This is a genomic window from Paenibacillus sp. 3LSP, assembly GCF_032465655.1.
GTDB classification, from domain to species: domain Bacteria; phylum Bacillota; class Bacilli; order Paenibacillales; family Paenibacillaceae; genus Fontibacillus; species Fontibacillus barengoltzii.
The window spans coordinates 1-10,611 of sequence record NZ_JAWDJI010000050.1 but is presented as its reverse complement, the minus strand read 5'-3'; the positions used below and the strand labels follow the sequence as shown (position 1 = coordinate 10,611).

Annotated in this window: 11 protein-coding genes; 2 read left to right on the top strand and 9 right to left on the bottom strand. The window is 50.5% G+C overall.

The window, feature by feature from the left end; genetic code table 11:
- Nucleotides 1-5: 5 nt before the first annotated feature.
- Genes RW092_RS03125 through RW092_RS03115 form a run of 3 tightly spaced genes read right to left on the bottom strand, consistent with a single transcriptional unit; the run spans nucleotide 6 to nucleotide 2,081 of the window.
- A complete protein-coding gene (locus tag RW092_RS03125; protein WP_316009493.1) occupies nucleotides 6-1,097 on the bottom strand; it encodes a hypothetical protein in 1,092 nt (363 codons plus the stop codon).
- Between the two features lie 58 nt (nucleotides 1,098-1,155).
- Nucleotides 1,156-1,596 (bottom strand): hypothetical protein, encoded by a 441-nt coding sequence (locus tag RW092_RS03120; RefSeq protein WP_316009492.1) that lies wholly within the window; start codon nucleotides 1,594-1,596, stop codon nucleotides 1,156-1,158.
- On the bottom strand, nucleotides 1,593-2,081 hold the full coding sequence (locus tag RW092_RS03115; protein WP_316009491.1) for an RNA polymerase sigma factor: 489 nt from the start codon (nucleotides 2,079-2,081) through the stop codon (nucleotides 1,593-1,595). The genes RW092_RS03120 and RW092_RS03115 overlap by 4 nt, the downstream gene beginning before the upstream one ends.
- A gap of 404 nt (nucleotides 2,082-2,485) precedes the next feature.
- Here RW092_RS03115 and RW092_RS03110 point away from each other — a divergent pair, with 404 nt between their 5' ends.
- On the top strand, nucleotides 2,486-3,646 hold the full coding sequence (locus tag RW092_RS03110; RefSeq protein ID WP_316009490.1) for an asparaginase: 1,161 nt from the start codon (nucleotides 2,486-2,488) through the stop codon (nucleotides 3,644-3,646).
- A gap of 132 nt (nucleotides 3,647-3,778) precedes the next feature.
- Entirely contained in the window at nucleotides 3,779-4,147 is a 369-nt protein-coding gene (locus RW092_RS03105) for a DUF423 domain-containing protein (RefSeq protein WP_085169225.1), read from the top strand.
- Nucleotides 4,148-4,213: 66 nt separating this feature from the next.
- Here RW092_RS03105 and RW092_RS03100 read toward each other — a convergent pair whose 3' ends face one another.
- The 6 genes from RW092_RS03100 to RW092_RS03075 all read right to left on the bottom strand — a co-directional run bounded on the left by RW092_RS03100 (nucleotide 4,214) and on the right by RW092_RS03075 (nucleotide 10,528).
- Nucleotides 4,214-4,903 carry a DnaD domain-containing protein gene (locus tag RW092_RS03100; RefSeq protein ID WP_016311851.1) on the bottom strand — a complete coding sequence of 230 codons (690 nt, stop codon included), beginning with the start codon at nucleotides 4,901-4,903 and terminating at the stop codon, nucleotides 4,214-4,216.
- Nucleotides 4,904-4,928: 25 nt separating this feature from the next.
- Nucleotides 4,929-6,224 carry an asparagine--tRNA ligase gene (gene asnS, locus RW092_RS03095; protein WP_316009489.1) on the bottom strand — a complete coding sequence of 432 codons (1,296 nt, stop codon included), beginning with the start codon at nucleotides 6,222-6,224 and terminating at the stop codon, nucleotides 4,929-4,931.
- Nucleotides 6,225-6,287: 63 nt separating this feature from the next.
- On the bottom strand, nucleotides 6,288-7,493 hold the full coding sequence (locus tag RW092_RS03090; protein WP_316009488.1) for an acetate/propionate family kinase: 1,206 nt from the start codon (nucleotides 7,491-7,493) through the stop codon (nucleotides 6,288-6,290).
- Nucleotides 7,490-8,362, bottom strand: coding sequence for a 3-hydroxyacyl-CoA dehydrogenase family protein (locus RW092_RS03085; protein ID WP_016311848.1), 873 nt, complete (start codon nucleotides 8,360-8,362; stop codon nucleotides 7,490-7,492). The genes RW092_RS03090 and RW092_RS03085 overlap by 4 nt, the downstream gene beginning before the upstream one ends.
- A 137-nt stretch (nucleotides 8,363-8,499) precedes the next feature.
- The gene (locus RW092_RS03080; RefSeq protein WP_316009487.1) at nucleotides 8,500-10,002 is read right to left on the bottom strand and encodes an AAA family ATPase; all 1,503 of its coding nucleotides are present in this window, start codon (nucleotides 10,000-10,002) and stop codon (nucleotides 8,500-8,502) included.
- Complete coding sequence (locus RW092_RS03075) at nucleotides 9,995-10,528, bottom strand: hypothetical protein (RefSeq protein ID WP_016311846.1); 534 nt, start codon at nucleotides 10,526-10,528, stop codon at nucleotides 9,995-9,997. The genes RW092_RS03080 and RW092_RS03075 overlap by 8 nt, the downstream gene beginning before the upstream one ends.
- Between the last annotated feature and the right edge of the window lie 83 nt (nucleotides 10,529-10,611).

Genomic DNA, 10,611 nt, shown 5'->3' with positions numbered 1-10,611 from the left:
ATGTGTTAGATTTCCTCGTCGCTCCAGAACACATCCCGCCGTTTCGGCCGGGCAAGCAGCTTGATTCCCCCGCCGATCAGCAAGACGGCGACGATCGTCGGACGGAGGTATTTTTCAATTCGATAGTAGATATGAAGCTCGGGGAAATTAGCATCTAGTACTGGAATGATCAGTTCCATCCCCACGAAATAAATTCCTAGCAGAATCAACGCAATACCCAGCCAATGCTGGTATTCACCGCGGGTTTCCAGCAGCGGTTGATCCTCCATAGGTAAAATTCCGTAGCGGCTCGTCTGCTGCAGACCGTCGAAGAAACAATAAAACCAGATGATCGGGAGGATGAACAAAAACACCGATAACCGAAACACATCAATGATATAGAAGCTGCCCAGGAACAGGACCATCATTTGCAGGCCGCGTTTCTGCAACCCGAGGTACATTTGACCTGCCCCGGGAAATGCGGATAACAATGTCGCCAGCACTTTGCTGCGCCGACCTTCTATTCTTCCGGCTTCCCAGTCGTCAAAGGGGGTTCGGTCAACCAACGGCTCGCCCGCTAATTTCCGGTTCACGAGCTGCACCGCATCGAACATGCTGTACAGCCAAATGATCGGCAGCAGACCAAGGAACAGCAGAAACACGGAATCATGTGTAAGGCCAGATACAAAAAACATCATCGTGATCAAGCCAAAAAAGGCGATCAAAAACGAAAGCCCGCGCTGCATAAGTCCAAGTTGAAAATGACCCAGACCGGGTACAAACGACAGCAAGATGGTAAAGAATTTCTCCGACTCTCTTCCTTCGCCGGTCATCTGACGAACATGCTCCCGGTAAGCCCGTTCCTCCGGCGATTCGCGAAGCATCGTGATCAACAGGTCAAACATCGAGATCAACCAGAGAATAATGGACGCGACCAAGGTGAACATGGCCATCTCCCCGCTGTCCGCAGCCATTGCTACAACCAATCCAAACAAAATTCCGCCAAAAAACAGGATCGGATAGGTGATCCCTCTTCCTTTTTTGCCCCAATAGAGATGTCCCAGACCAGGGATAAAATTTAACAGTAAAGCTAACAGTCGATTTCGCTCATACGGCATATGCTTTCTTCCTTTCCTCGATCATCGCTTCATACCATTCCTATAGAAAATGAATTTGTTATCGTTGCCAGCTGTCAAGCCAGCTGGTTGTTGCCTTCATCATCCGCTCGCTCAGAGAGGATGAGTTCGGACGTTGGATCAGTTGATTGCTTTTTAACGCGATATGATCAAAAACACCGCTTCCCAGCAGCAATGCGGTCAAAGTTGCCGCAATCACATAGTGCAGCAACGGATGACGACTCCAGGCTCTGCGGCTGCCGGTGCGCGCCTTCCTCTCCCTTGCACACGGAAGCTTTTCTATGATCGATTGCCGATAGGCTGCCTCATCTATCGGTCCCGGAAGCTCGCGTTCCACGGAGGATAGTACAGCCGCATAACCAGCAAAGGCCGCCTCATCCCCTTGCAGTAAGGCTTCCAAGCGTGACTCCGTGTTCGCATCCAGTTCGCCGCTAATATAACTGCGCCATAGCGCTAAATCCTCTGGCTGATGTTGGCTCATCCCCATTCCTCCCTTGACCAGTGCTCGCGAATATAGGCCCTTGCCCGGTACAGCTTCGATTCTACTGTTTTCACCGCTACACCTAGCTCTGCGGCGATTTGATCATGACTTTTGCCTTCCAGGTAAAATTTTGTGACGATCTGGCGATGCCCCGCCGGAAGCGCGGCAATTCTTCGACGGACCTCCACAGTCCGCTCAGCATGGAGTAAACCAAACAGATTACCTTCATCCGAATCCGTTGCGTGCAGGTCCAGATCCGCCGGGTCCCAATGCTCTTCCTTGCGCCGGTCCCGCTTCCGCTTGATGTCAATCGACTTGTTAACGGCGATCCGGGTCAACCAGGTTTTAAGACCTTGAGAGCGATACTCCGGGAGAGATTTATAGATTTGCAGGAAGGTTTCCTGGGCAGCATCCTCCGCTTCCTTGGCATCATGCAGCACCGAGTAGGCTACTCGATACACATAGGTCCCATATTCCTGGATCAACCAAGGAAAGACGCTGTGATCTCCCTTCTGAAATCTTAGAACAAACGATCTTTCATCAATAACTCTCCCCTCCTCCCATCATATTGACGACGGTTGTCCACCCTGCCCCTGCATACTAATTGAAAAAACGTTTGAACCCGCAAAAGTGCTACAAACTACCCAAAAAATTGTTCATGTCATAAATGTTTACATTAAATTCGACTATTTAAATATTTTGAAACTGCCTTTAAAATCGTTCTACAAATCGTTAGAGCTTGATAACTAAAGGTTTAAGCGTTTTATTCGCCCTTTAACCTGTTTGTCAATATACATGACATCAAACTATAATTTCTCTCAAGTCAACAATCATTGTGGCAGTTTTTATTACATAATGTTAACTTAATAACATCTTGGAGGTTGATGGAATGAAGAAGTGGACATCCCGAAGTTTGAAGACCTTATTAGTTGCCGGCCTCGCCGTGACTGCACTGCTCCCCAATTTATATCTCTCACCAGCTTCTGCAGCCGAAACGGTGACAGGTACCGTTACCGCGACCGAAGTTGTCAAGAAACTGCCGAAAGTACAGGTGATCGCCACCGGCGGCACACTTGCCGGGCAATCCACGGATGAAACGAGCTTCCAAACCTATCGAGCCGGCTCGCTGCCAATTGCCGATCTCGTAGCCTCCCTCCCTAATAAAGACCAAATCGCCGATGTCTCTACATATCAATTCGGCAACTCAGGCTCCAGCGCTTATACGATTGAGCAATTATACGATCTTTCCTTGAAAGTTGATGAAGCCCTCAAAACCCAAGACGGGGTTGTGGTAACAACCGGTACGGATACAATGGAAGAAATCGCCTACTTCCTGGATTTGACCGTGCGCAGCCCCAAACCGGTCGTTGTTACAGGTTCCATGCGGCCTTGGACGGTCATCGGGACGGATGCGCCAGCTAACCTTTATAACGCAATTAAGTTGGCGGCGAGCGGAAAGACGAAATATTTCGGCACCGTCGTCATGCTGAACGACGAGTTCCATGCCGCCCGTGAGGTTACGAAAACGAACTCCTATCGGACCGATACGTTCGTGACGCCGGAAATTGGAGCACTTGGTTATATCGACGAAAAAACGATCCGCGTTTACCGCGCACCGTTCCGTGCTCTAAAATCGGCTGCAGATTGGGCAACACCGTTTGATCTGAGCAAAATCAGCAAAAAGGACTTGGCGAAGGTCGAAATCGCCTACTCCTATCAAGATGCCGGTGCAGGTGCGATCAGCGGATTTGTCGCCAACGGAGCCAAAGGCATCGTTACGGCTGGCACCGGAGCAGGCGGGATCTCCAAGGCAATGACCGAAGAGCGTAAAGCCGCTATCGAGAAAGGCGTTGTGTTCGTCACAACGACCCGGACCGGATCAGGCAGCAACTATTCCAGCGGTGAAGGGATTATCGCCGGTGACAACCTGAACGCCGCCCATGCTCGCATTCTCTTGCTGCTCTGTTTGTCCTTCTCGAAGGACTTCGATACCGTGAAGAACTGGTTTACGACCGTCGGGTATGGTCAAATTGAGCTCCCGGTGAAGTAAGGAAACTGAATAACTCCACCTCCCCATTCATATATTTAGCAGCGCGGTTCTTTACGAACGCGCTGCTTTTTTTGACTTGGATTGACGAGCCTAAGGGGAATCGGTAAGATTTGGAGGGAGGTGTTATCTACCATGACCTTACTGCTTACTCTGGGTGGAATTCTGATGTTTCTTGCGGTTGCGCTCGGTGCCTTCGGCGCCCACGCCCTCAAAAACCGCTTAACCGAAGATCGGCAAAAAACGTATCAAACGGGCATCCAATACCATATCGCCCACGGAATCGGACTCCTTCTGCTGGGTCTTACCTCAGCACAGCTCGAGAGCGAATCGCTCATCGTCCTCGCCGGCTGGTTCCTGCTTGCCGGTATCATTCTATTCTCCGGCAGCCTGTATGCCTTGAGCTTGACCGGCATCCGCAAGCTAGGCGCCATTACGCCGTTAGGCGGCGTCAGTTTCCTCGCGGGTTGGGTGATCTTTGTGATTGCGGTGATTCAAGGCTAACTATGAGTTTTGCATAAAAAGAGAGTGCCTCTCCCATTGAGAGGCACTCTCTTTATTTTTATTGACTTATCGCATCCCGCTGCGAAAGCGTTGCGTATAAGCTTTGACGTCCTCCGCTGTACGCACGCGGTTGCGGCTCCATTCCAGCAAGATCCGGTCAATGTACCGGAAATGGACCTTTCCGGCAAATACCGCTTCCTTCAGCGCCAATCGGATCAGCTCTTCTGGATAACGGTCTTGGTCCACCCAGCTGGAGATCGTCTCGCATTCCATCGGCGAAAGCGGACGGGCAAATTCTTTTTCGAAGATAACAAATAAGTTCCGTTCCGGCTCCTCCCGAACATCAGGAGCAGAATCTACCGGTTTGCGGCCGGAGGCGGCCGATGGCTGCGCAGCCAGCCACTCGCCCAGCCGCTTGTACATACCATGCAAATTATAATGCTCCGAATGGATGCCGGTTGCTTCATCAACCGTCTCGTCGATGCTGATCCAGCCTTCCTTCAATAAACCGCGAATGACCGGGGCAAGCGTTCCGGGTGCCATGTCCATCCGTGATTCCAGCTGCTCAATCGACGGGAAATCGTTACGCTCAATTTGCTGGAAAGCCAGTAACTGGATCAGCAACATCGCTTCTGTATCGCTTAAACGGAGCTTCCGGTAATGGGCAAGCAGCGGGTATGGGATGTTCACCATCCCCGCCTCCATTCCGAGAGCCATGCCCTTCGCCCAAGCGTTGTTGCCTTCATTCATGGCCATAGATTAAGCTCACCTTTCAGTAGCCTTATGGATACAACCGGTACAGCATCCGCGGGAACGGAATCGTCTCGCGTACGTGATCCAGACCGCAAATCCAAGCAACAGTCCGTTCCAATCCGAGGCCGAAGCCGGAGTGAGGAACCGAGCCGTATTTGCGCAGATCCAGGTACCATTGGTACGTTTCCGGCGACAGGTTATGCTCCTTGAAGCGTTCCTCCATCAGTTCCGGATCGTCAATCCGTTGCGAACCGCCGATAATTTCCCCGTAGCCTTCCGGAGCAATCATATCGGCGCAGAGTACGACCTCTGGACGATTCGGATCCGGCTTCATATAGAACGCCTTGATTCCCGCTGGATAATGGGTGATAAACACCGGCTTGTCGTAACGTTCGGCAATCGCCGTTTCGTGCGGTGCTCCGAAGTCTTCGCCCCAAGGAATTTCAAAACCTTGCGTATGCAGGTATTCAATCGCCTCATCATACGTGATCCGCGGGAACGGCGCTTGGATGCCTTCCAGCTTGGACACGTCGCGGCCTACAGCTTCCAGCTCGGCCCGGCAATTTTTCAATACCGATTGCACCACATGCGTGATGAAATTCTCTTGCACCTTCAAGCTTTCCTCATGATCGGTGAAGGCCATTTCCGGCTCAATCATCCAGAACTCGATCAAATGGCGGCGGGTCTTGGATTTCTCAGCACGGAATGTTGGCCCGAAGGAGTACACTTTCCCTAATGCCATCGCAGCAGCTTCCATATATAGCTGGCCGCTTTGCGTTAGATAAGCGTCTTCCTCAAAGTATTTCGTATGGAACAGGTTCGTCGTTCCTTCCGCCGATGTCGGCGTCAGGATTGGCGGATCCACCAGCGTAAACCCGTTTTGATCGAAAAACTCTTGCACGGCGCGAATAATTTCAGCCCGAATGACCATAATCGCCCGCTGCTTCGAGGAACGAAGCCACAGGTGACGATGGTCCATCAAGAAATCAACCCCGTGTTCTTTGGGCGTAATCGGATAGTTTTCGGTCAATTGGATGATTTCGATGTCGGTAACCGTCATTTCATAACCGGACTTGCTTCGCGGCTCCTCGCGAATAACGCCCGTCACGTACATCGAGGATTCTTGGGTCAAGCTTTTGGCTTTGTTCCAGGTTTCCTCAGATACCTCGTTCTTCACTACAACTGCTTGGATGTAGCCGGTCCCGTCCCGAAGCTGCAAAAATTGAATTTTACCGCTGGAACGTTTGTTATTGAGCCAACTGCCGATGACGACCTGTTCCCCGACATGCTCATTCACTTGACGAATCACAGTTTTGACCGCCATGCTTATATCTCTCCTCTAACGAAAACGATATTTAAAAACCTACTGGTTTAAATTCGCCGTATTTTACTTCGATTCCTGCACGATCTGCAGCGTATCGCGAGCGATCATCAGCTCTTCGTTGGTCGGGATCACCAAAACTTCGACCTTCGAATTCGGAGTCGAGATCCGGCGCGGTTCCCCAGAACGAACTTTGTTCAGTTCCTTGTCCAGCTCGACGCCCAAGTAGCTGAGGTTTTCACAGGTTTTCTCACGGACGATCGCCGAGTTCTCGCCCACGCCAGCCGTAAAGACGATGACGTCAACCCCGTTCATGGCCGCAGCATATGCACCGATGTATTTACGCAGGCGATATTCATACATTTCAAAAGCGAGCGTTTCATTCGGTTTGCCAGCTTCCCAACCATCAGTAATATCCCGCATGTCGCTGCTGCTTCCGGAAATCGCCAGCAGACCGCTGTGCTTGTTCAGCATCGAGTTCACTTCGCTGATGGACAGCTCTTCCTTATTCATGACAAAGGTAACGACCGTTGGATCCAAGTCACCGCTGCGCGTACCCATCATCAAGCCTTCCAAAGGCGTCAGACCCATGGAGGTATCCACCGATACTCCACCTTTCACCGCGGTCAAGCTGGCCCCATTCCCGATGTGACAAGTGATGATCTTCAGCTCTTCAATCGGACGGTTCAAAAATTCCGCAGCTACACGGCTGACATATTGGTGCGAGGTACCGTGTGCGCCATAACGGCGGATGCGATGCTTCTTATACAGTACCTTCGGAATCGGGTACAAGTACACTTTCTCTTCCATTGTTTGATGGAAGGCTGTATCAAAAGCCACTACGTTAGGAACGCCTGGCATGTTCACTTCAGCCGCATTAATCCCCATGATTGCCGGCGGGTTGTGAAGCGGCGCCAGATCAAACAAGCGGCGGATTTCAGCTTTTACTTCCGGCGTAACGAGGGCAGAGCCTTTGAACGTTTCGCCGCCATGCACGACGCGGTGACCTACCGCTTGAATTTCGTCAACCGAGGACAGAACGCCATGCTCTTTGTCGGTCAATTTCTCAAGCACTTTACGGATCGCCGTTGTATGCTCCAGAATTTCGCTGACTTCCGTCACTTCTTCTTTGCCCGTCGGTTTGTGGGTCAGGATCGAGGAATCCATGCCAATCCGTTCAACCAGACCTTTGGCCAATACGGTCTCATTGGTCATATCGTACAGCTGATATTTCAAAGAGGAGCTTCCTGCATTAATTACTAACACTTTCACAGCCGGTCACCGTCCTTATCGTATTTAAAGAAGCCTTCGCCCGTTTTAACACCCAAATTGCCGGCGCGGACCATTTTCTTGAGCACGAAAGAAGGACGGTATTTCAACTCGCCGAATTCGCGGAACATCCGTTCCAAAGCGGCCAGCACCGAATCCAGACCAAAGCGGTCGGCCATCTCCAGCGGTCCATATTGGAATTGGTAACCCATGCGCATCGCTTCATCGATTTCTTCCGCAGAAGCAACGCCTTCACCCAATACATGCAACGCTTCATTGATCATAACGCAAATAATCCGGGATGTGACAAAGCCCGGAGATTCATATACCATGATGCCGCGTTTCTCTACGACTTCTTCAACGAACCGCTTCGTTTCTTCAAACGTCGTATCCGAAGTTTTCAGACCGCGAATGATTTCTACCAGGTTGATTTTGGCAACAGGATAAATAAAGTGCATGCCGATGACGCGCTCCGGATATTTCGTTCCGCCGGCAATCTCGGTCAAACTCAGCGTGGAGGTATTACTTGCTAAAATAATGTTGCTTGGACAAACTTGGTCCAGTTGCTTGAATACCTCTTTTTTTGCATCCAAATCTTCCGAAATGGTCTCGATCACCATATCGCAGGTACCGAGTTCGGCAAAGTGTGTAACTTTATGAATACGGGATAAGATCAGTTTCTTCTCCGCTTTCGTAATCGCCCATTTCTCGAGCTGCTTATCCAGACTCGTCTCGATCATGTTATAGGCATGATCCAATTTATCGGCTGTCTCCTCCACGAGCAACACGTCCAGTCCTTTAGCAGCCAGCATTTCACTGATGCCTTGACCCATTGTGCCGCCGCCGATGACACCAATTCGTTTGTAATTCATGGTCCTCTCGCTCCATCCTTTCATCATCTGTACATAATATGGTTTTCCAGATGTCGAAACATACATCTTTTAACACCCAACATATAATAATATCTTAGCACGAAGAAAAAGTAAAAAAAAATAACCGGCACCATGATTTATGCCGGTAAATGGACGCTGTCACGAAATTGACAACGAAATTGCTCGCCGGAAAGGCGTTCTTCTTTTAACAAAATTTCCAGGGATTTGTCAAAAACTGCCGAATGCTGTTCCAATAACTGCTTCGTTCTGGCCGCAAGATCCTCCAAAATTCGAGTGTTTTCGTTCATCAGCACCTCAGTTGTCACCATATCCATATTCACGATCCCCAACTCGGTCAACCCCGACGTCATCATCGTATGCACGATTTTTAACGCCTGCTCGAAATCGTTACTTGATCCGGTGCTGCGACCGCCATAATAAATTTCTTCTGCGGCAGCCCCGGCCAAGGCGATCATGATTTGACCTTCCAGATACGATTTCGTATACAAGTACTTCTCGTCCTGCGGATTGTGCCGGACATAACCCAGCGCTCTTCCGCGCGGACTTAGAGCAACCTGACTGACGCTGCCCGGAGCAACAACCTCTGCAGCAATCGCATGGCCCAATTCGTGGATGGCAACGCGACGTTTCTCTTCCTCTGCTGCCTGACGATCGGTCTGCTCACCCATCAGCACTTTATCGATCGCGACTGACAGATGTTCCTGGGTGATTTGATCCACGCCATCCCGCATCGCATAGATTGCCGCTTCATTCATTACGCTTTCCAGTTGAGCGCCGGAGAAGCCGAACGATTCCTCGGCGATTTTGTCCAAGTCGACGTCCTCCCGCAGCGGTTTATTCGCGGCATGCAGTTCGAGGATATGGCGGCGTCCCTTCTTGTCCGGCAAATCCACTTGAATATGTCGGTCAAAACGGCCCGGCCGCAGCAGCGCACTGTCCAGCATCTCCTTGCGGTTGGTTGCAGCAATCAGCAAAATCCGCGGCGTATCGGACGTATAAATGCCGTCCATTTCCGTAAGCAACTGGTTGAGCGTTTGATCGTATTCCCGCTGCTGTCCGCCTTCACGTTTACCGCCGATGACCTCGATTTCATCAATGAAAATAATCGCGTTTTCCTTGTTTTCCTTGGCCGCGCGGGTTCTCGCTTCTTTAAACAGATCACGAATCCGGCTAGCCCCCACGCCAACATACATTTCTACAAACTCACTGCCGGAAGCGGCCACAAACACCGCGTTTGTATAATGCGCCGCTGCTTTGGCAAGCAAAGTTTTGCCGGTTCCAGGAGGACCGGTCAGCAATATCCCTTTAATCGGCCGGATGCCAAACTTGCTGATTTCCTCATGGCGAACCATGAAATCCAGCGCTTCGCAGAGCTCCTGCTTGGCGCTCTCCTGACCGCCAATCTGCTCGAAGGTCAGCTTCGCCGGTCCGCGCTTTTTGCGTTTCCGTTCCTGGGCCGCTCCAATCGTGATGCCGCCGCGCATTTTGAGCATGGCAAATACCGCACCGAATAACACGATAGCCGTAACGAGTGGAATGATGTTCACGCCAATGAACGCCAAAAAGACGATGAGTACAAGTATAAAGCCAAGAGCAGCTTCAATGATCCATTTACGCATTTGGCCATACCCCCATCCGTTCCGGCGTACGCGGCAAAATAATAAATTTGCTGTATTGTCCGTCTGTTAAGGTGATGTACACGTTTTTCTCATCCATTTCCGCCGTAGCCTGCAGCTTGCTGTTCTCTTGCTCCATCTGTTTCAGCGCAGCCGTAATTTGGGTATATTGCTTATTTTCCATGGCCTGGGCGACAGTAAACATCGCATTTTCCCACAACTGGTCAAGCTCCGGCGAGGAATGATCCTCGATATTCAGCTTCAATGTACGGCTGCCGATTTGCTTCTCCCCGTTCTTTTCAATGTGCCGAACCAATTCACCCAAATCCGTCCCGGGCTTCAAATTCAGCTTCAGTTCCAGCTCATCCGCCTTCACATTCATATCGACATGATTAACCCCATCTACACTCTTCACAATATTCTCCAGCGGACGCTCAATCGCCCACTGCCGATATAAGAACCATCCACCAAATAATACAAGGGCGGAAATAGCAATGCTTGCAGCAATTGGTCCAATACGCAGTTTCACGTGACGTCCCCCTTATCTATATAAATGATCTACTATATTATATATATTCACGTATATCAAAACTACAAGTATCAGTATATCAC

What these genes read in the sequence shown, in the direction of transcription:
- RW092_RS03110 (WP_316009490.1), top strand. Translation starts at nt 2,486, where the DNA reads ATGAAGAAGTGGACATCCCGAAGTTTGAAGACCTTATTAGTTGCCGGC.
- RW092_RS03100 (WP_016311851.1), bottom strand. Translation starts at nt 4,903, where the DNA reads ATGGCCATGAATGAAGGCAACAACGCTTGGGCGAAGGGCATGGCTCTC.
- asnS (WP_316009489.1), bottom strand. Translation starts at nt 6,224, where the DNA reads ATGGCGGTCAAAACTGTGATTCGTCAAGTGAATGAGCATGTCGGGGAA.
- RW092_RS03080 (WP_316009487.1), bottom strand. Translation starts at nt 10,002, where the DNA reads ATGCGTAAATGGATCATTGAAGCTGCTCTTGGCTTTATACTTGTACTC.
- RW092_RS03120 (WP_316009492.1), bottom strand. Translation starts at nt 1,596, where the DNA reads ATGAGCCAACATCAGCCAGAGGATTTAGCGCTATGGCGCAGTTATATT.
- RW092_RS03085 (WP_016311848.1), bottom strand. Translation starts at nt 8,362, where the DNA reads ATGAATTACAAACGAATTGGTGTCATCGGCGGCGGCACAATGGGTCAA.
- RW092_RS03125 (WP_316009493.1), bottom strand. Translation starts at nt 1,097, where the DNA reads ATGCCGTATGAGCGAAATCGACTGTTAGCTTTACTGTTAAATTTTATC.
- RW092_RS03105 (WP_085169225.1), top strand. Translation starts at nt 3,779, where the DNA reads ATGACCTTACTGCTTACTCTGGGTGGAATTCTGATGTTTCTTGCGGTT.